This is a genomic window from Enterococcus sp. DIV1315a (assembly GCF_051712325.1).
Classification (GTDB): Bacteria; Bacillota; Bacilli; order Lactobacillales; family Enterococcaceae; genus Enterococcus; species Enterococcus faecalis.
On sequence record NZ_JBIOOS010000001.1, the window covers coordinates 947,436 to 966,404 of the forward strand.

The 18,969-nt window shown below is 36.7% G+C and carries 21 protein-coding genes; 18 read left to right on the forward strand and 3 right to left on the reverse strand.

The window, feature by feature from the left end:
* Positions 1–13: 13 nt before the first annotated feature.
* From IGJ03_RS04620 to IGJ03_RS04685, 14 genes are all read left to right on the forward strand, one after another.
* Positions 14–1,396: a bifunctional metallophosphatase/5'-nucleotidase gene (locus IGJ03_RS04620; RefSeq protein WP_325817143.1), complete on the forward strand. Its 1,383-nt coding sequence runs from the start codon at positions 14–16 to the stop codon at positions 1,394–1,396.
* Positions 1,397–1,430: 34 nt separating this feature from the next.
* On the forward strand, positions 1,431–2,060 hold the full coding sequence (locus IGJ03_RS04625) for a YutD family protein (RefSeq protein ID WP_002357954.1): 630 nt from the start codon (positions 1,431–1,433) through the stop codon (positions 2,058–2,060).
* Positions 2,061–2,065: 5 nt separating this feature from the next.
* Positions 2,066–2,836: a TIGR01457 family HAD-type hydrolase gene (locus IGJ03_RS04630; protein ID WP_002357953.1), complete on the forward strand. Its 771-nt coding sequence runs from the start codon at positions 2,066–2,068 to the stop codon at positions 2,834–2,836.
* Positions 2,824–3,477: a TIGR01906 family membrane protein gene (locus IGJ03_RS04635; protein WP_002382167.1), complete on the forward strand. Its 654-nt coding sequence runs from the start codon at positions 2,824–2,826 to the stop codon at positions 3,475–3,477. Before IGJ03_RS04630 ends, IGJ03_RS04635 begins: the two co-directional genes overlap by 13 nt.
* Before the next feature lie 126 nt (positions 3,478–3,603).
* A complete protein-coding gene (locus tag IGJ03_RS04640; RefSeq protein ID WP_002361647.1) occupies positions 3,604–4,173 on the forward strand; it encodes a DUF1836 domain-containing protein in 570 nt (189 codons plus the stop codon).
* Positions 4,166–5,026: a DegV family protein gene (locus IGJ03_RS04645; protein ID WP_202564617.1), complete on the forward strand. Its 861-nt coding sequence runs from the start codon at positions 4,166–4,168 to the stop codon at positions 5,024–5,026. The genes IGJ03_RS04640 and IGJ03_RS04645 overlap by 8 nt, the downstream gene beginning before the upstream one ends.
* Positions 5,027–5,143: 117 nt before the next feature.
* Positions 5,144–5,845: an MIP/aquaporin family protein gene (locus IGJ03_RS04650; protein ID WP_002408099.1), complete on the forward strand. Its 702-nt coding sequence runs from the start codon at positions 5,144–5,146 to the stop codon at positions 5,843–5,845.
* A gap of 173 nt (positions 5,846–6,018) precedes the next feature.
* A complete protein-coding gene (gene yycF / locus IGJ03_RS04655; RefSeq protein ID WP_002357947.1) occupies positions 6,019–6,723 on the forward strand; it encodes a response regulator YycF in 705 nt (234 codons plus the stop codon).
* 6 nt (positions 6,724–6,729) lie between these two features.
* Positions 6,730–8,559, forward strand: a complete 1,830-nt coding sequence (gene walK / locus IGJ03_RS04660; protein WP_002357946.1) for a cell wall metabolism sensor histidine kinase WalK — start codon at positions 6,730–6,732, stop codon at positions 8,557–8,559.
* Entirely contained in the window at positions 8,556–9,866 is a 1,311-nt protein-coding gene (locus IGJ03_RS04665; protein ID WP_104866608.1) for a YycH family regulatory protein, read from the forward strand. Before walK ends, IGJ03_RS04665 begins: the two co-directional genes overlap by 4 nt.
* Positions 9,866–10,720, forward strand: a complete 855-nt coding sequence (locus IGJ03_RS04670; RefSeq protein ID WP_002365516.1) for a two-component system regulatory protein YycI — start codon at positions 9,866–9,868, stop codon at positions 10,718–10,720. The genes IGJ03_RS04665 and IGJ03_RS04670 overlap by 1 nt, the downstream gene beginning before the upstream one ends.
* A 56-nt stretch (positions 10,721–10,776) precedes the next feature.
* A complete protein-coding gene (locus tag IGJ03_RS04675; RefSeq protein WP_002357943.1) occupies positions 10,777–11,583 on the forward strand; it encodes an MBL fold metallo-hydrolase in 807 nt (268 codons plus the stop codon).
* 209 nt (positions 11,584–11,792) lie between these two features.
* Positions 11,793–12,707 (forward strand): permease, encoded by a 915-nt coding sequence (locus IGJ03_RS04680; protein WP_425135824.1) that lies wholly within the window; start codon positions 11,793–11,795, stop codon positions 12,705–12,707.
* A gap of 18 nt (positions 12,708–12,725) precedes the next feature.
* Positions 12,726–13,592, forward strand: a complete 867-nt coding sequence (locus IGJ03_RS04685) for a TIGR03943 family putative permease subunit (protein ID WP_002357940.1) — start codon at positions 12,726–12,728, stop codon at positions 13,590–13,592.
* A 51-nt stretch (positions 13,593–13,643) separates the two neighbouring features.
* On the opposite strand, the gene IGJ03_RS04690 is transcribed toward IGJ03_RS04685, so the two are convergent.
* Positions 13,644–14,144 (reverse strand): threonine/serine exporter family protein, encoded by a 501-nt coding sequence (locus tag IGJ03_RS04690; RefSeq protein ID WP_002382172.1) that lies wholly within the window; start codon positions 14,142–14,144, stop codon positions 13,644–13,646.
* 5 nt (positions 14,145–14,149) lie between these two features.
* Positions 14,150–14,902: a threonine/serine exporter family protein gene (locus IGJ03_RS04695; protein ID WP_002357938.1), complete on the reverse strand. Its 753-nt coding sequence runs from the start codon at positions 14,900–14,902 to the stop codon at positions 14,150–14,152.
* 435 nt (positions 14,903–15,337) lie between these two features.
* On the opposite strand from IGJ03_RS04695, the gene ireB reads away from it, so the two are divergent.
* From ireB to IGJ03_RS04715, 4 genes are all read left to right on the forward strand, one after another.
* On the forward strand, positions 15,338–15,607 hold the full coding sequence (gene ireB, locus IGJ03_RS04700; protein WP_002357937.1) for a regulatory phosphoprotein IreB: 270 nt from the start codon (positions 15,338–15,340) through the stop codon (positions 15,605–15,607).
* Complete coding sequence (gene ruvX / locus IGJ03_RS04705; protein ID WP_002357936.1) at positions 15,604–16,026, forward strand: Holliday junction resolvase RuvX; 423 nt, start codon at positions 15,604–15,606, stop codon at positions 16,024–16,026. The genes ireB and ruvX overlap by 4 nt, the downstream gene beginning before the upstream one ends.
* Before the next feature lie 37 nt (positions 16,027–16,063).
* Positions 16,064–16,369, forward strand: coding sequence for a DUF1292 domain-containing protein (locus IGJ03_RS04710; protein WP_002357933.1), 306 nt, complete (start codon positions 16,064–16,066; stop codon positions 16,367–16,369).
* A gap of 500 nt (positions 16,370–16,869) precedes the next feature.
* Entirely contained in the window at positions 16,870–17,718 is an 849-nt protein-coding gene (locus IGJ03_RS04715; protein WP_002382173.1) for a helix-turn-helix domain-containing protein, read from the forward strand.
* A 73-nt stretch (positions 17,719–17,791) separates the two neighbouring features.
* Here the strand turns inward: IGJ03_RS04715 and IGJ03_RS04720 are convergent, their stop codons facing one another.
* On the reverse strand, positions 17,792–18,961 hold the full coding sequence (locus IGJ03_RS04720) for an NAD(P)-dependent malic enzyme (RefSeq protein ID WP_375804686.1): 1,170 nt from the start codon (positions 18,959–18,961) through the stop codon (positions 17,792–17,794).
* Positions 18,962–18,969: the final 8 nt, after the last annotated feature.

Genomic DNA, 18,969 nt, shown 5'->3' on the forward strand with positions numbered 1-18,969 from the left:
GGAGGCGATTTTAGTGGAAGAGATTGTGTTGTTCCATACCAATGATCTTCATTCTCACTTTGAAAATTGGCCCAAAATACGGCGTCTGGTTAAAGCCAAACGTTCGCTGTACCAAAAAGAGGGCAAAACAGTCGTAACCATTGATTTAGGTGACTTTTCAGATCGGTGTCATCCTTTGACCGAAGCAACAGATGGTCGAGCAAATGTAGCTATAATGAATACATTAGCGTATGATCTGGTTACAATTGGAAATAATGAAGGAATCGGCAATTCAAAGAAACAATTAGAGCATTTATATGATCAGGCAACATTTGAAGTGGTCTTAGCTAATTTAGAAGATCCAAAAACCCAAACGTTACCAGATTTTTGTCAAGCATATAAAATTATGACAACTAAAGAAGGCACAAAGTTAGGGTTTATTGGCTTAACCGCACCATTTCCGTTAACGTATAATCCCAATGGCTGGACAATCAAACAAGTGGAAGCAGTCCTTCCTCAACTGATTACAGAAGTTGCGCCTCAATGTGATGTTCTCATTTTGCTTAGTCACTTGGGGATAGATACTGATTTTATGATTGCGGCGAATTATCCTGAAATTCAAGTGATTTTAAGTTCCCATACACATCATTTATTTAAAGATGGGGAAAAAATTAATCATGTGCAACTAGCAGCTGCTGGCAAATATGGACAGTATATTGGTGAAGTGCATCTGTTTGTGGATGCCGACACGAAGCAAGTCACAAGTTATGCAAAAACGATTGAAACAGCAAGTTTAGAAGAGCAAGCAACTGATGCCAAGGAAATTGCGGGTTACTTAACGGAAGGTCATCGACTATTGCAAGCGCAGCAAATTGCACAAATCCCTGAAACCTTGTCAACGGACTTACGGCAACCGCATGCCTTTATAACTGTTGCCTTGAAGGCGTTAAAAGAAGCGGGGCAGACCGAAGCGGCTGTGTTGAACAACGGGTTATTTTTAGCAGATTTACCAGAAGGAATAATCAATGCAGACCAATTACATGAGGCCTTGCCTCATCCAATGCATTTAATCAAGGTTACCTTGAAAGGGTCAGACATGAGCCGTTTGATTCGTGAAATGGAAAAAAGTCGTCAATTTCTGCGGAAATTTCCGATTCGCGGGATGGGCTTCCGCGGGAAAATTTTTGGCGAATTATGTTATGATGGGATTCGTTTTGAGCGAAATAGCCAGACCGTTTTTTGGCAAGGGAAACCTATTCAGCCAGAGCAGAAGTATACGCTGACAACAGTGGATCACTTTCAATTTGTTCCGTTTTTCCCAACGATTGAGTTAGTTGGAGAAGTCGAATTTTTATTTCCAGACGTTTTAAGAACTGTCGTGGCGAACTATCTGCATGCCCACTATCCAATCAAATAAAAACAAGGTATAATAAAAACTAGGTGGTGAAAAAATGACAGACAAAAAGACAACCGAAAAAAAAGAAACAGAAACTGCTGCAACCTTTACAGAAGAACTAACAGCAGTTCTTGAAGAAATAAAAGAAGAACCTGTAAAAGAAAAGAAAAAAGGGGAAATTGTCACCATTGTGAATGAAACAGATATTCAAATTGGTGAAAGAGAGTACCGAATTGTTAAAAATCATCGTGATGCCTTTGATCCTGAACGCTTAGGTGAACGGTTTAGTGAAGTATTAGCGCGTTATGATTATATCGTAGGAGACTGGGGCTATGAACAGTTACGCTTGCGTGGCTTTTTTGATACTTCTAATCGTCGGGCAGCGCCGGATCAACGCATTGATACACTAGAAGACTATTTGTATGAATATTGTAATTTTGGCTGTGCCTATTTTGTAATTGAACGAACAGGGGAACGTAAAGAAAAAACAACGCATCGTCGTCGTCGCCATAAAAAGAATAATCGTTCTAACGCGTTTGTCGAGGAAAAGAGTGCGCCCGCTAATAAAAATAGCAAGCCAGTGATTCGTACGCGAAAAGAAGAAAATAAAAAAACGACTACACCCAAACAGCCTAGTCCCAAAAAATCTGGCAAAGGCTTTACGATTCGTCAACGTGAGGAGTAAACAGAGTGAAAAAAGACTATCAAGGATATTTAATTGATTTAGATGGAACGATTTATTTAGGAAAAGAACCAATTCCAGCTGGAAAACGTTTTGTCGAGCAGTTACAGGAAAAAGATTTGCCTTTTTTATTTGTAACGAATAATACCACTAAATCTCCTGAAACAGTGGCACAACGTTTAGCAAATGAATTTGATATTCATGTCCCAGCATCCCTTGTTTATACAGCGACTTTAGCGACGATTGATTACATGAAAGAAACCAATCGGGGCAAGAAAGTCTTTGTCATCGGCGAGGCTGGTTTAATTGACTTAATTTTAGAAGCAGGTTTTGAATGGGATGAAACAAATCCTGATTATGTTGTCGTGGGACTTGATACAGAATTATCTTACGAAAAAGTGGTTTTAGCTACCTTAGCCATTCAAAAAGGGGCGTTGTTTATTGGGACCAATCCAGATAAGAACATTCCGACAGAAAGAGGCTTATTACCTGGTGCAGGTTCAGTTGTGACGTTTGTGGAGACAGCTACTCAAACAAAACCAGTTTATATTGGCAAACCAAAAGCGATTATCATGGAACGAGCGATTGCGCATTTAGGCGTGGAAAAAGAGCAAGTGATTATGGTTGGAGATAATTATGAAACCGATATTCAATCAGGGATTCAAAATGGTATTGATAGCTTGTTAGTTACATCAGGTTTTACCCCTAAGTCAGCTGTTCCAACTTTACCAACGCCACCAACCTATGTTGTTGATTCCTTAGATGAATGGACTTTTTGAGTATGATGAGGTCGAAATTGCGTTTAAGGGAAACGCTTGGACTCATTTGTTTGTTTTTAACGATTGTGGCTTTAAGTATCACGATCACGATTAATTTTCGTCCATTGTATCTTTTTGATATCCAACACTTAAATATTTTAAAAGACGTAGAGGTTGATCGTGTGACCTTGATTAAAAATTACGATCATTTAATGATGTACTTAAACAATCCTTTTGAAAAAACATTAGTATTTCCTGATTTCCCAATGTCTGATAGCGCGGCTTTTCATTTTTATGAAGTGAAAAAATTGTTTTTATTGTGCTATGGCGTATTACTAGTTACGTTGTTGCCTAGTGTCCTTTATTTAAAATATTTGGTAAAAAATCAGCGTTTATGGACATTGATACGGCCATTTCAGTGGGGAATGTTTTTGCCTGTGCTTTTTGGCTTTTTCATGCTGATTGGCTTTGATCAATTTTTTATTGCGTTTCATGGATTATTTTTTAACAACGATGCTTGGTTATTTAATCCGCTGACTGATCCGATTATCAATGCCTTACCTGAAGCCTACTTTATGCATTGTTTTATCTTGTTTTTTGTTTTATTAGAAGGCCTGTTTTTGATAGGTATTTTAATCGGAAAACGTTCTTTAAAAAAATAAAGAGAGAAAAGTGAACAATTCCAAAATTGCTCGCTTTTCTTTTTTATTCAATCTAGTTTTAAAAACTAGATTGAATAATTGTCAAAAGTATGATATTCTTTTTTAGAAATGGTTAGGAGGGTTTTTATGGACGAGATAGAAAAATCACTACAAGATTGGGGCCAACAATTGGAAAACGTTCATTTGCCAAGATGGCATGAGTTACCAGACATTGAATTATATATGGATCAAGTGATTACTCTGATAGAAAAATACTTATCCCCATTGATTACACTGGAAAAACATACTTTGTTAACGTCCTCAATGGTTAATAATTATGTCAAACACGGGTTAATCCCGGCCCCAGTGAAAAAGCGCTACAATCAAAAGCATTTAGCGTTTTTAATTGCGATTACGTTGTTGAAACAAGTGTTAACATTGCCAGAAATTAAGCAAGGCATTTTATTCCAAGGAGCCACGGTTGGTATTCGTGAAGCGTACAATTTATTTTGTCAAGAACAGGAACGAGCGATTTATGTGATTGCTGCTCAAGCGCAAGAAAAAGAAGTTCAGGCCAAATCACAAGAACCTATGGGGATTGAATATTTGGCTGTAAAAGCAGCGACAATGTCTTTTGCTACTAAAATGTTTAGTGAAAAAGTGATTGAATTGGAACAAGAATACTTAAAAGAAATGGATGAGATGACACATGAATAAAGAAAAGATCGCACTACTGGTTGATTCTGGAACAGATGTTCCAGAGGCATTAGTCAAACAATACGGCATGTATGTCTTGCCTTTACAGATTATTTATCCTGAAAAAACCTATACAGATAAGGTAGATATTACACCAGAAGAAGTGTATCAACGTTTAGAGAAAGAAATCCCTAGTACTTCATTACCTGATGGTGCAACAATCCAAGCTATTTTTGACAAAATTAAAGAAGCGGGTTACGAAAAAGTCTTAGCGGTGACCATTTCTAGTGGTTTAAGTGGAACGTATAATGTGGTTCGCTTGCTTGGAGAACAAACCGAAGGACTAGATGTATTTGTTTTAGATACAAAGAACATTGGTATCGGGGCTGGTATTCAGGCGATACGAGCAGCAGAATTAATTGAAACAGGATTAGAATGGCAAGAATTACAACAAAAATTAACAGAAGAAGTAGCCAACGCAAAAGTATTTTTTAATGTAGCCACTTTAGAATATCTACAAAAAGGTGGACGAATTGGTTTAGTCACTTCTATTTTAGGGAATGCGCTAAAATTAAACCCCATTATTTCTTGTAATGAAGAAGGCATTTACTATACGGTGGCTAAGTCTCGCGGCCGTAAAAAAAGTCTTGATAAAACGTTTGAGTTGGTGACGAACTTTATAGGTGAGGCACCCCGTTTCCGTTTGGCAGTCGCTCACGGTGCGGCAGAGGAAGAAGCAAAAGCAATGATGGAACGCTTGAAAGCAGCTTTTCCACAAGCAGAAGAAATTTACTTTGGAACAATTAGTCCGGCATTAGTTGTTCATACAGGACCAGGACTTTTAGGTGTTGGCATACAGTTATTAAATGATTAATTAAATGAAAAATCCCCTCAAATTTTTTTGAGGGGATTTTTCATTTAAGATTTCTCTTTTTCATAGAAATATCATTTTGCTGGAAAAACAACGAAAATTATATTGAAAATTTCACGAATGTGTTACAATTTGTCTACAAAGGGGGAATTTTTTGTGAAAAAAGCAATAGCAGAATGTTTAGGAACATTTATTCTTGTCTTTTTTGGGACAGGAACAGCCGTTCTAGGAAATGGTATGGAAGGGATTGGAACAACGGGGATTGCCTTAGCATTTGGGTTAACAATCGTTGCTGCTGCCTATAGTATTGGCACAATTTCAGGTGCACATCTAAATCCAGCTGTTTCTATAGGAATGTGGCTTAATAAACGAATGACAACAATGGAACTAATCTACTATGTAGTGGGACAAATTGTTGGCGGCTTGATTGCCTCATTTGCATTATTAAGCATTCTAAAAGGTGCTGGTAAAAGTATTGAGAACTTAGGTCAAAATGGCGTAGGGGAATTAAGTGTTGCTGGTGCATTGACAGTCGAAATTATTTTAACATTTATTTTTGTTTTAGTTGTCATGACAGTTACAAGTGCTAAGAAAGGCAATGCTTCATTAGCGGGAATCGTAATTGGGTTAACATTAACAATGATTCACTTAGTCGGTATTCCTTTGACAGGAACTTCTGTCAACCCAGCTCGTAGCATCGCGCCAGCCGTTTTTGCGGGTGGTTCAGCGTTATCTGAGTTGTGGATTTTTATCGTTGCGCCATTAATTGGTGGATTATTAGCCGCTCTTGTAGCAAAATTCGTCTTAGATACGGAAGAATAGATTAGCGAAAGAAGAATCTTTGATAACAAGCGTCAATTGTTGTCAGAGATTCTTTTTTTGTTATACTAGGAGAACCTAAAGGCGCATTTTTAACCAAAGATGAAAACATCATCAAAATAAGGTATAATAGGAAAGTATCAAATAAGATTAGAAGGAAAAAGAGGTGTCTCTTTGTGAAGAAAATTTTAGTAGTTGATGACGAGAAGCCAATTTCAGAGATCGTTAAATATAATTTGGTTAAAGAAGGATATGAAGTATTTACTGCTTATGATGGAGAAGAAGCACTTGAAAAAGTGGAAGAAGTGGAACCAGACTTAATTATTTTAGACTTAATGCTCCCTAAAATGGATGGCTTAGAAGTCGCGCGAGAAGTGCGCAAAACACATGATATGCCAATCATTATGGTGACTGCCAAAGATTCTGAAATTGATAAGGTTTTAGGATTAGAATTAGGAGCCGATGACTATGTAACGAAACCATTTTCAAATCGTGAATTAGTTGCTCGTGTAAAAGCCAATTTACGGCGAGGTGCAACCAATGCGAAAGAAGCCGAGGTGACAACGCAATCTGAATTAACGATTGGTGATTTAACCATTCATCCTGATGCATACATGGTCTCAAAACGGGGTGAAAAAATTGAATTAACCCACCGTGAATTTGAGTTACTTTATTACTTAGCAAAACATATCGGACAAGTGATGACTCGTGAACATTTATTACAAACCGTTTGGGGTTATGATTATTTTGGTGATGTGCGGACAGTGGACGTAACCGTACGTCGTTTAAGAGAAAAAATTGAAGATAGTCCAAGTCATCCAACGTATTTAGTTACTCGTCGTGGGGTTGGTTATTATCTAAGAAATCCTGAACAGGAGTAATCAGGTATGAAGAAAAAAGTTCACTTTTTTCAATCTGTTAATTTTAAGATTGCTTTATCATTTATTCTGCTGTTACTAATCGCGATTCAAATCATTGGTGGCTATTTCATTCGTGAATTGGAAGCCACTACAATTTCCGATTTTAAGAAAAATATGGATTCCCAGGTTGTCCAATTGTCAAATACGTTAAGCACGCAGATGAGCAACAAAGATCTCGAACGTAGTGACGTTGATGCAAATTTGAAAAAAGCGTTATCTGATTTTTCAAATGCAGACATTTCTGAAGCGAGAATTGTCGATGATAAAGGGATTATTCGGGCAACCAATGATTTAAATCAACAAAATATTATTGGGAAAAAGAATGATTATCGTGATTTAAATGACTTTACGAGTAAAAAATATCAAGCTTTAGATAATGATAAACGCGTGTATGTGAATGTTCAGCCGATTCAATCGCCTACTGGAGAAACAGTGATTGGTGTCCTTTATGTGAAAAGTAATTTAGAAAATAAATACCAAGAAATTACCAACACAGCAAGTATCTTTTTCACTGCTTCTATTATTGCCGCAGCAATCTCGATTATTGTGACCTTACTGATTGCACGATCAATCACGAAGCCGATTGGGGAAATGCGCGAGCAAGCCATTCGAATCGCTCGTGGTGATTACGCTGGAAAAGTAGAAGTCCATGGAAAAGATGAATTAGGCCAATTAGCAGAAACATTTAATCAATTATCAGAACGGATTGAAGAAGCACAAGAAACAATGGAAGCAGAAAGAAATCGTTTAGATAGTGTCTTAACGCATATGACAGATGGTGTCATTGCGACGGATCGCCGCGGAAAGGTGATTACGATTAATGAGATGGCCCTTTCATTATTAAATGTAAAAAATGAAAATGTGATTGGGACCTCGTTATTAGAGTTGTTAGATATTGAAGAAGATTACACATTGCGGAAGCTGTTAGAAGAGCCAGATGAACTGCTGATTGATCGCTCAACGTCTGATCGTGAAGAAGACCAAATGATTATCCGGGTAGACTTTACAATGATTCGTCGGGAATCAGGATTTATTACTGGCTTAGTTTGCGTACTTCATGACGTCACAGAACAGGAAAAAAACGAACGGGAAAGACGGGAATTTGTTTCCAATGTTTCTCATGAGTTGCGAACGCCTTTGACAAGTATGCGTAGTTATATAGAGGCTTTGAGTGAAGGAGCTTGGGAAAACCCTGAGATTGCGCCGAATTTCTTAAAAGTCACGTTAGAAGAAACCGACCGGATGATTCGTATGATTAATGATTTGTTAAATTTATCTCGGATGGACTCTGGGAATACACATCTTCAATTAGAGTATGTGAATTTTAACGAATTGATTAATTTTGTCTTGGATCGCTTTGATATGATGATTGAAAATGAGCAAAAAAATTACAAAATTCGCCGTGAATTTACTAAACGCGATTTATGGGTAGAGTTAGATACAGACAAAGTAATTCAGGTTTTAGACAACATTTTGAACAATGCGATTAAGTATTCGCCAGATGGCGGCGTCATTACCTGCCGACTAGTTGAAACACATAATAATGTCGTTTTTAGTATCTCGGACCAAGGTTTGGGCATCCCTAAAAAAGATCTCGGGAAAGTCTTCGAGCGTTTTTATCGTGTGGATAAAGCACGTGCGCGAGCACAAGGTGGGACTGGTTTAGGTTTAGCAATTTCTAAAGAAGTAATTCGGGCCCATAACGGGAGTATTTGGGTGGAAAGTACAGAAGGTGAAGGATCGACTTTCTATATTTCACTACCATATGAACCTTATGAAGAGGATTGGTGGGAATGATGAAATTATCAGAATGGATTACAAGAATTGGCTTGATTTTAATGGTCATTTTAAGTATATATTTTTCAGTCAATATCTGGCTGAATTCTGCCAAAAAAATACCAGAAATGAAGTCGGGAAGCCAAGTCACAACAGCTGTCAATGAAAAAGCCATTGGCGATGTCTATTTACCTTTGCAATTGATTCGAATAACTGATGGAAAAGCGATGCAAAGTAATCGTGAAACATTAATTAGTAATGTTCAAAATGATATTAAAATGGCTACGTTTGGTAAATTGACACAAGTTGTGACAAAAAATGCAGAGCAACTTAAGCGCTACAACCAAATGGAACAAGGCATTGAACTTCTTTATCAAGGTCCCTTTTTAATCTCGGACTATGCTTCGATTTATAATCTATCCATTAATTTTACTAACTTTAATGAGTTGACGGACCAGTATTTTACGAAAATTCAATTGGATTTTAACGAAAATAAGATACGTTTTTTAGATTATGACCAAGCCAACGTCTATGAAGCGCCCATGACTGTCAATAAGGCGCGCTTAATCGGAATTATCAATAAAGAGGGATTACAATATCAAGACGTTTCCGAAAATACGCTAACCAAACAAGGGCAATGTTATTTAACCAATGATATGAAGTTGAAAAAGTACAGTTATATCTTAGCTTCGCAACCAGTTACTCGTTTTAGGAATGCTTTTTTCAATGAAACGGAAGATATCCAAACCAATGAAGACAGTCAAGACTTAACCTACACGAGTAAAGAAGAACGATTGTTTGCAGAAGAAAAACTGGGAAAAATCGATTTTAAAGGGACCTTGCCAGAAGAGAATAAACGGGATTCAATCTATAATCAAAGCTTTTCTTATGTAAAACGTTTAGGAACCAATATGGGGAATTTACGTTACTTTGATCGAACGAAAGATAGTGTCAATTATCGGACTTTTGTGGAAGGTTTCCCAGTGTTCAGTAATGATTTAAAAGGCCAAGTGGATATTCGCATCACGAACAATGATGGTGCTGCGCCAAGCGTAACCATTAACACAAGTGTGAATACGATCCAAGTGCCGATCCCTTCAGAAGAAGAAGTGACGCTGGAAAGCACGGAAAAATTGATTAAGCGTTTAGAAACAGCTGGTGCTAAAAAGGAAAAAATCCAATCGGCTGTTATCGGTTATACGTGGCAGACAATTGAAGAAGTCAAACAAGTCGTTGATTTAAGTCCGGAATGGTATGTCCTTTATAACAACAATTGGTACACTGCAACGGACTTGGTAAAACAATTACCAAGCTTGGAGGTGGGCTAATGGATTTTAAACGAATTGAGTGGATTTTCTTCTTAGCATTTTTAGGATTAAATATTTTTTTATTTGGAATTTATCGGGAAGGTCAACAAGAGGAGAGCAACGTCTCTTCTTCCAGCCAAACAGAATCGATTGAAAGTCGGTTGGAAAAAGATAACATCTCGTATAAAGGGACACTTTCTTCAGAACGATTGGAAGGCTATTATTTAAGTGGCGAACAAACCAATTTTTCTGCTGCTTTAAAAATCCAACGTGAAAAGAATAAAAACTTTTTGAGAAATGGGCTGCAAATTGCGGATAATACTTTAACGAGTGTACCTAGTAAAAACTATTTTATTGATCCTAAGAAAATTGATAAAGATTTAAGTACCTTTTTAAATGAAAAAAATGCTTTATTATTCGGAGACGAATATCAATACTTACCAGAATTTTCTCATTTAAAAGAGCCGACGGCAGAAATTGTGGCTGCACAATCGTATAAAGGAATTCCTTTTAGAGACGACACGGCAAAATTAAGTATTTTAGCAGATACGTCAGGTGAATTATGGAAAATTAGTAAATATTCGCAAACGCACATTGAAAATATTGAAGAGTTACGGGACAAAACGGATTTATATTCCAATCGTGATGCGATAGACACGCTCTATATGAATAACCGGATTCCTAGTAATTCCAAAATAACATTCATTAAATTGGCCTATTCAAGAATTTATAAAATTCGTGAGAAAAATGTATACGTTCCAGTCTGGTTTGTAGGAATTTCTACTGGTGAAGATTCAGTTGAAATTGAACAGGTGAATGCCGTAAGTAATACCATCATCACAAATAATACTGTGCCAAAGGTGGAAAAACATTAAGGTCCGTTGTATAATGAAACACGTTAATGTTGTAATGTAGAAGGGAAGAGTTTTAAATGGATTCAGAGTTTGCTTTTAATATCAGTGTTCTTGCCAGTGGCAGTACAGGCAATTCCCTTTTTATTGAAACCAACCAAAAGAAAGTATTAGTAGATGCGGGTTTAAGTGGCAAAAAAATCACTTCACTGTTAGCAGAAGTCAATCGCAAACCAGAAGATTTAGATGCGATTTTAGTTACACATGAACATCGGGATCACATTCACGGCGTTGGCGTGTTAGCGCGAAAATATAAGTTAGATGTCTATGCTAATGAAAAAACGTGGCAAGCGATGGATCCCATGATTGGCAAAGTCGATGTCGCTCAAAAACATATTTTTGAAATGGGCAAAGTTTTGACCTTGGGAGATATGGACATTGAAAGTTTTGGTGTCTCACATGATGCGATTGCGCCTCAATTTTATCGTTTTCATCGCAATAATCGTTCCTTTGTTGTTCTAACGGATACAGGTTATTGTAGCGATCATATTCGTGGTACGATTGAAAATGCAGATGCTTATTTAGTCGAAAGCAATCATGAAATTGAAATTTTGCGAGCAGGACCTTATCCATGGAGTCTTAAACAACGGATTTTAGGAGATAAAGGCCATTTATCCAATGATGATGGTGCTCTTGTGATGGCGGATGTATTAGGTGATAAAACAAAACGCATTTATTTAGGTCATCTTAGCAAAGAAAATAATACGAAACTTCATGCGCGAATGGCCATGGAGTCTACTTTGAAGCAAAAGGATTTAGGCGTCGGTGAAGCATTTAAGGTATATGATACAGACCCCGATTCAGCCTCAGAGTTATTTCAAATTTAGAATAATGGTGGTTTATCAGTTTTTGAGCGTGGAGCAAAAATCCAAAGTGATTTTTGTCCCATGCTCATTTTTTTTCTTTTATCCAGCTGGTTTGACAGAGACATCGGTGATAATACTTTTAAACTCTTAGTTAATTTTTTGACAAATACTTGTGTTTGTCTGGTGTTAGGAGTATAGTTAACTAGATTTTTACTAGTGGGAGGTCTATAATGTTTCAATTTTTACCAAACTCTGTTTTACAGATGAGCACTATTTTTCTTTCGATTATTATCGAAGCATTGCCTTTTGTCATGTTAGGTTGCTTGATTTCAGGCGCTTTACATGTTTTTTTAACACCAGAACGAGTAAAAAAAGTGTTACCTAAAAATAAATTTTTATCAATTTGTGTAGGGAGTTTCCTAGGGTTTTTCTTCCCTTCTTGTGAATGCGGGATCGTCCCAATTGTGCATCAATTTGTTAAAAAAGATGTACCAACACATACCGCTTTTGCTTTTATGTTAACGGCACCAATCATTAATCCAATTGTGCTATTTTCAACATACGTAGCCTTTAGTGGCGCAACAAAATTTGTGATTTGGCGAGTTTTAGGTAGTATGGTTGTCGCGTGGGTTATCGGCATTTGGTTAGCTTATTTTCGAAAAGAATCAATTTTAACAGAAAAAGAGTTGGCGCAGATTAAAGAAGAGCAGGTTGCTCATACGCATGAACACGTTGATGAAGCTCGTTCATTTTGGAAAAACGGCTGGTCAGCGTTAACCCATAGTATTGATGAATTTTTTGATACGGGTCGTTATTTAATTTTTGGTTCTTTGTTAGCAGCAATCATGCAAACCTATATCCCAACTGGTGCGCTTATGCAATTAGGCCATTCAAAGATTTTAGCGATTCTAGTCATGCTAGTCATCGCTGCCACTCTATCACTTTGTTCAGAAGCAGATGCATTTATTGGTTCTTCTCTTTTGAGTTTATTTGGCACAGGACCAATTGTCGCCTTCTTAGTTTTTGGTCCAATGGTAGATATTAAAAATTTATTGATGATGAAACGTTATTTTAAAATGTCATTCATTGTACAATTTGTTTTGATAGTGGCGCTTGTCGTAACTATTTATGCGGCAGTAGTTTAGAAAGGAGGCCTACAATCGATGATACGATTTATTATTTTAATTGGATATATGGGGTTGATGATGTATCTTCAAATTTCAGGTGAACTGAACCAATATATCAATATTCATTATAATTACTTAGCTGTTTTATCAATGGTTTTAGCTTTTATTATGGCGATTGTCCAATTGATTTTGTGGAACCAAGCAGATCCATCAATGCAAAAAAAACATGAAGACATGCACCAACATGGGGGACATGAACATCATGGCCATCAGCATAATTTGGAAAAACCCAGCCAAAGAGGGCTTGCCTATTTACTACTTTCTTTACCGTTGATTGTTGGCTTATTATTTCCGACAGTTAGTTTAGACACAACAATTGTTGAAGCAAAAGGATTTAACTTTCCAGTAAGTAAAGAATCAGTAGGGGATCCTGATATGCAAACGCAATATTTGAAACCTGATACAAGTATGTATTTCAATAAGACGGATTATGACAAGCAGATGGCAAAAGCCATGAAACAATATGATGGCCAATCTGTGATTTCAATTACGGATGAAAACTATTTGGAAATTATGGAACTAATCTATAATTATCCAAGTCAATTTGCAGGGAAAAGGATTTCTTATAAAGGCTTTGTCTATAATTCAAAACGAGAAGAAAGTGTTGACCAGTTTGTCTTCCGTTTTGGGATTATTCATTGTGTCGCTGATTCTGGCGTTTTTGGCTTGTTGGTTCATTTTCCTGAACATACTCAATTTCAAAACAATGATTGGGTAACGATTACCGGAACGGTTGAGTTATCCTATTATCCACCGTTTAAACGGCAAATACCAACTGTGCAAGTGGAGAAAGTCAAAGCAGATCAAGCACCAAAAAATCAATATGTCTATCGTTCCTTTTAAAAAAAGTTGGTTGCTTCCTTATCGAATGGAAGCAACCAACTTTTTTGCTATCTATTTTTTAATTTTGTTGCGCTTACGACGAATAAAACCCAAAGATTCTCTTTTTTCTCGAAAGCTGCGGATATTCTGATTGAAAACCTCAGAAGCGACTAAGCCTAACGCAATTGCCCCAGCAATCATTACAGCTTGCACGGTAAAATAGGCACCTTTTTCATAATTGCCAATTACGATATTCCGAACAGCTTGATAAGCTAAGCCACCAGGTACCAATGGAACAATACCAGGAATATTAAAAATCGTGACAGGCATTTTCAATATTTTTGAGAATAGGTAGCTTACTGCCGCAACACCGACAGCACCGATAAGGGAACCTAATGCTGCATTTCCACTAAAAACTTCAACGATTACCCAATAAAGCATCCAGCTTACACTACCAGTTAGACCACAAGCCACCAGTGATCGTCGAGGAACATTAATAATAATTGCAAACGCCGCAGAAGCTAAAAAACTAAAGATAAATTGTACCAAAACGATTCCTAGCAAGTAAGTCACTCCTTTTAATAGAAAAGTTGAAAGACAAAAGCAATGCCAAAACCAATCATTCCTGAAGTCATTAATGCTTCAGTCCCACGAGAAACACCCGATAAGTAGTGTCCAGCTAGCAAATCGCGAAGAGCATTGGTAATTTGCACACCAGGCACTAAAGGCATGACACAACCAATGATGATTAAATCTTGTGATTGTCCCAGTCCCAATTTGACTGAAAGAATAGCGGCTGCACCAATGAACAGCGAAGCTAAAAATTCAGATAAAAATTTAATCTTGAGAAACTTTAAACTAAAATAATAAAGACTATAGCCGCAACCACCAATCAGAAAAGTCAAGAATAAATCGGACCAGACGCCACCAAAAAGAATCATAATTGTAGCGCTGACAACGGCCGCACTAACAATGCGTGCGCTAATTGGAAAATGTCGGTGTTCACTATCAATCACTTTTAGTTTATTCAGTAATTCCTCTAAAGAAAAATCACCAGCCACATAAGCACGAGACAGCTGATTCACACGAGAGATTTTTTCTAAATCAATGCCACGTTTCATTACTTGAACCATACGAATCGTGGAGGTTCCATCTATGCCAACAAATAACCCGGTTTGTGTCACATAGCTAACCATTCGATAGTTGCCAGAAGCAAGCGCAATTCGGCTCATTGTATCTTCAACACGGTACATTTCTGCATCGCTTTCTATCATAATTTTACCAGCTAACAAACAGGTTTCTAAAAGTAAATCCAAATGAGCAGGAGTCATTGAGCAAGCCTCACTTTATGTATTTTCTTCTAGTGTACTACAAACGAACCAAAAAGAGGAAATAAATAACAGCTGCAATAGAAAATTTACATCGTAAACAGATTGTTAGCGAATTGTAACATTAAAAGGCTGATATTATTTAATCATAGATATTTAAAAGTTTTTAAAAGAAAAACGTCGATTTTTTCGCAAAATGAATTGGAGGGAAAGGTGATATTCTGGCGATTTAGCAGAGTTTTATTCTTGTTTTATAAAGTTGTGTATTTGTTTTTATAATTTTAAAATTATCGATGGCTGTCATTTTTTTACGAAGCCTTTATTAATAAAAGACTAAGAAATAACAAAAAAGAGAGAAGGAGAAGAAATTTTGTTTGTAGTTTCGGTTCTTTTCTAGTAAAATGAAATTGTATAAAAGTAGAAGTGAGGTGTAGTAAAATGGGTTTTACAGACGAAACAGTACGCTTTGATTTTGATGATAATCGAAAAAAAGCAATCAGTGAAACGTTAGAAACCGTATATCGGGCATTAGAAGAAAAGGGATACAATCCTATTAACCAAATAGTAGGGTATTTACTTTCTGGGGACCCGGCTTACATTCCTCGTTATCAAGATGCTCGAAACTTAATTCGTCGTCATGAACGTGATGAAATCATGGAAGAATTAACCAAATATTACTTAGCAAACCACGGAATCGATATCAAATGAGGATCATGGGGCTAGATGTAGGTTCACGGACAGTCGGTGTGGCTGTTAGTGATTTATTAGGTTGGACAGCGCAAGGCATCGAAATTATTCGCATCAATGAAGAGGAAGAGAACTTCGGCTTTGAGCGATTAGGTGAATTGGTGAAAGAATACGAAGTCACGAAATTTGTCGTAGGTTTACCGAAAAACATGAATAATTCCATCGGTCCTAGAGCTGAAGCATCCATGGCATATGGTGATAAGATTCAAGAATTATTTCAATTACCTGTGGACTATCAAGATGAACGATTAACAACTGTCCAAGCAGAGCGTTTCTTGGTGGAGCAAGCAGATGCTTCAAGAGCCAAAAGAAAAAAAGTCATTGATAAACTAGCGGCAGTAATGATTCTACAAAATTATTTAGATGCACATAGCCGATAATTATCGAGCTTTGAATACATCAAGGGAGAGAAGAAGAATGACAGAACACAACCACGATCATGATCACGAAGGACATGAACACATTACTTTAGTAGACGAACAAGGAAATGAAACATTATACGAGATCTTACTAACTGTTGACGGTCAAGAAGAATTCGGTAAAAATTATGTTTTATTATATCCAGCAGGAATTCCTGAGGATGAAGATGTTGAATTGCAAGCTTACTCATATGTGGAAAACGCAGAAGGTACAGAAGGCGATTTACAGCAAATCGAAACAGATGCTGAATGGGATATGATTGAAGAAGTTTTCAATACATTCATGGCTGAAGAAGAAGAGTAAAACTGTAACGAGAGAAGCGCTACTTCTCCTATTGAGAAGTAGCTTTCTTAATAATAATTGTTATAATGTACATGTTGTTTCTATCATAAGATACTATCACTATCATTGAGTGTGATGGATAAAGAAGGACAGCATTGTCTAGTTTTACAAGATGTTGTAAAAACGTAACATCCTTGTAATGACGTTAATTTGGTAACTATCTAGCATAATTTATAATTTGTGTTATACTAAGTGTGAGGTTTCAGAAATACTGTTAATTTTATAATATTAAATAAAAAAATGGCTCCACCTACTGGCATAGGTAGAGCCGTCAGAAATTCAGTTAAACAAACACGTAATTATTGGTGTGGTGCATTGCCACGAACTGAAATTCCAGTTAATAAAGCAAGTAAATCAAACATATATTTCACCTCCTTTATTATGATAGCTTCATTATAACATTATCTGTAAAATGATGGTATGTTTAATACAAAAAAAATAGAAAGATTGGAGTTTTGACTGTGAGAGTAGCGGGAGAAAAAATCAAAACAGCGCGTAAAAAGAAAAAATTATCGCAAGCTGAATTGGCAAAAGGAATTTGTACACAAGCAACAATTAGTAACATTGAAAACAAAAATGTGTGTGACAGTTTAGACATTTTCTCATCTGTATGTCTACGTTTAGACTTACAAGTGGAAGAATGTATCGAAGGTTCTAGTGAGAAAAAACTCGAAAGCTTATTAAATAAAGTAGAAGAATTATGCTTTTACTTTAAGCACGATGAAGCCTATGATTTGTTGAAAGACTATCCAGATGATATCGAAAGTTCAAACAGAATTTTAGAAACAAAATTTTTCTATTATAAAGGAATTACGAGTTTATTAGGTAAGAAAAATAATAGCGAAGCATTGTTCTATTTACATCGTGGTTCTGAAATTAGTCGTGATATTAATATTTATAATATTTTGAGCATGAATGCGATTGGTATTTTATATGAATTAGAAGATGATATTGAAAAAGCAAAAGTTTATTACGATAAATCTTTACAATTGCTAAGCGAATTCAAATTAGATTATCCATTAGAGCAATGTCGTATTTATTATAATACCGCAAAATTCTATTCATTAATTAAAGACTATGCAAAGAGTATTGAATTAAGTGATAAAGGAATCGAAATTAATCGGACACACAGTTCTATTTATTCTTTAGATTGCTTATTATACGAAAAAGCGTTTAATAAACAAATGCTAGGACTAGATGCTGTTGAAGATTATCGTATTGCGTACTACTTTACACGTTTCTTTGAAAATAAAAAATTACTTGCTTATATTGAAAAAGATATGCAAGAGTTTAATATCAGTTTTAAATAATAGATTAGCGTTTCAGATTTAAAAAAGGAACAACCTAACTCCTCTTGAGTTAAGTTGTTCCTTTTTTCTCTTTTTAATTTGTTTCTTTGACAGCGTTACGGACGCTTTCGGCGACGACTTTTGCGACTCCTTCTTGGAATGGATCGGGAATAATATTGGTCGGCGTGAGTTCATTATCGGGTATCAATTTTGCAATACCTTTGGCAGCGGCAATTTGCATTTCAATCGTAATCTTTTTCGCCCGAGCATCTAAGGCACCACGGAAGATACCAGGGAAAGCTAACACATTATTAATTTGATTCGGAAAGTCACTACGACCAGTTCCGACAATATAAGCGCCTGCCGCTAAAGCTTCATCAGGAAAAATTTCAGGAACTGGGTTAGCCATTGCAAAAATAACTGGCTGCTCATTCATCTGTTGAATCCACTCAGGTTTTAAAACGCCTGGTGTCGAAACACCAACAAAGACATCAGCGCCTTCAAGAGCAGTAGCTAAATCACCGGTACGGTGTTCCCGATTGGTTAGCTTCGCAATTTCTGCGTGGTGTGGTGGCAGAGCTGTATCTGTTTCGCTCAGAATCCCTGCACGGTCAACAATGATAATATGTTTTACGCCAGCAGCTAAAAATTTTCTTGTGATCGAAAGACCAGCGGAGCCACCGCCGTTGATTACCACATGAATGTCCTCTATTTTCTTGTTGATTAATTTTAAGCTGTTGTACAAAGCCGCTAGAACAACAATCGCTGTCCCGTGTTGATCATCATGGAAAACGGGAATATCTAGTTCATCGATTAAACGCTGTTCAATTTCAAAACAACGAGGAGCGCTGATATCTTCCAAGTTAATCCCTCCAAAGGTTGGAGCCAAAAACTTCACTGTTTGGATGATTTCTTCAGTATCTTGTGTATCTAAAACAAGGGGAATCGAATCCACACCAGCAAAGCGTTTAAACAATGCAGCTTTTCCTTCCATGACAGGCATCGCTGCTTCAGGACCAATGTTACCTAAACCTAAAACTGCTGAACCATCACTGATAACGGCGACGGTGTTTTTCTTTGTTGTTAATTCGTAGGCGCGTTCTTTTTTTTCATGTATGGCAGAAGAAACAGCCGCAACACCTGGTGTGTAGGCAATTCCTAAATCTGCTTTTGTTTCAATCGGAACTTTAGGGCAGACTTCTAATTTCCCCCCAAATTTTTTTGCTTGCTCAATCGCTAATTCTTTTACATCTTTTGTTGACATATCATTTT

What these genes read in the sequence shown, in the direction of transcription:
- IGJ03_RS04625 (WP_002357954.1), top strand. Translation starts at nt 1,431, where the DNA reads ATGACAGACAAAAAGACAACCGAAAAAAAAGAAACAGAAACTGCTGCA.
- IGJ03_RS04635 (WP_002382167.1), top strand. Translation starts at nt 2,824, where the DNA reads ATGGACTTTTTGAGTATGATGAGGTCGAAATTGCGTTTAAGGGAAACG.
- IGJ03_RS04640 (WP_002361647.1), top strand. Translation starts at nt 3,604, where the DNA reads ATGGACGAGATAGAAAAATCACTACAAGATTGGGGCCAACAATTGGAA.
- IGJ03_RS04645 (WP_202564617.1), top strand. Translation starts at nt 4,166, where the DNA reads ATGAATAAAGAAAAGATCGCACTACTGGTTGATTCTGGAACAGATGTT.
- IGJ03_RS04650 (WP_002408099.1), top strand. Translation starts at nt 5,144, where the DNA reads ATGTGTTACAATTTGTCTACAAAGGGGGAATTTTTTGTGAAAAAAGCA.
- walK (WP_002357946.1), top strand. Translation starts at nt 6,730, where the DNA reads ATGAAGAAAAAAGTTCACTTTTTTCAATCTGTTAATTTTAAGATTGCT.
- IGJ03_RS04665 (WP_104866608.1), top strand. Translation starts at nt 8,556, where the DNA reads ATGATGAAATTATCAGAATGGATTACAAGAATTGGCTTGATTTTAATG.
- IGJ03_RS04670 (WP_002365516.1), top strand. Translation starts at nt 9,866, where the DNA reads ATGGATTTTAAACGAATTGAGTGGATTTTCTTCTTAGCATTTTTAGGA.
- IGJ03_RS04675 (WP_002357943.1), top strand. Translation starts at nt 10,777, where the DNA reads ATGGATTCAGAGTTTGCTTTTAATATCAGTGTTCTTGCCAGTGGCAGT.
- IGJ03_RS04680 (WP_425135824.1), top strand. Translation starts at nt 11,793, where the DNA reads ATGTTTCAATTTTTACCAAACTCTGTTTTACAGATGAGCACTATTTTT.
- IGJ03_RS04685 (WP_002357940.1), top strand. Translation starts at nt 12,726, where the DNA reads ATGATACGATTTATTATTTTAATTGGATATATGGGGTTGATGATGTAT.
- IGJ03_RS04695 (WP_002357938.1), bottom strand. Translation starts at nt 14,902, where the DNA reads ATGACTCCTGCTCATTTGGATTTACTTTTAGAAACCTGTTTGTTAGCT.
- ireB (WP_002357937.1), top strand. Translation starts at nt 15,338, where the DNA reads ATGGGTTTTACAGACGAAACAGTACGCTTTGATTTTGATGATAATCGA.
- ruvX (WP_002357936.1), top strand. Translation starts at nt 15,604, where the DNA reads ATGAGGATCATGGGGCTAGATGTAGGTTCACGGACAGTCGGTGTGGCT.
- IGJ03_RS04710 (WP_002357933.1), top strand. Translation starts at nt 16,064, where the DNA reads ATGACAGAACACAACCACGATCATGATCACGAAGGACATGAACACATT.
- IGJ03_RS04720 (WP_375804686.1), bottom strand. Translation starts at nt 18,961, where the DNA reads ATGTCAACAAAAGATGTAAAAGAATTAGCGATTGAGCAAGCAAAAAAA.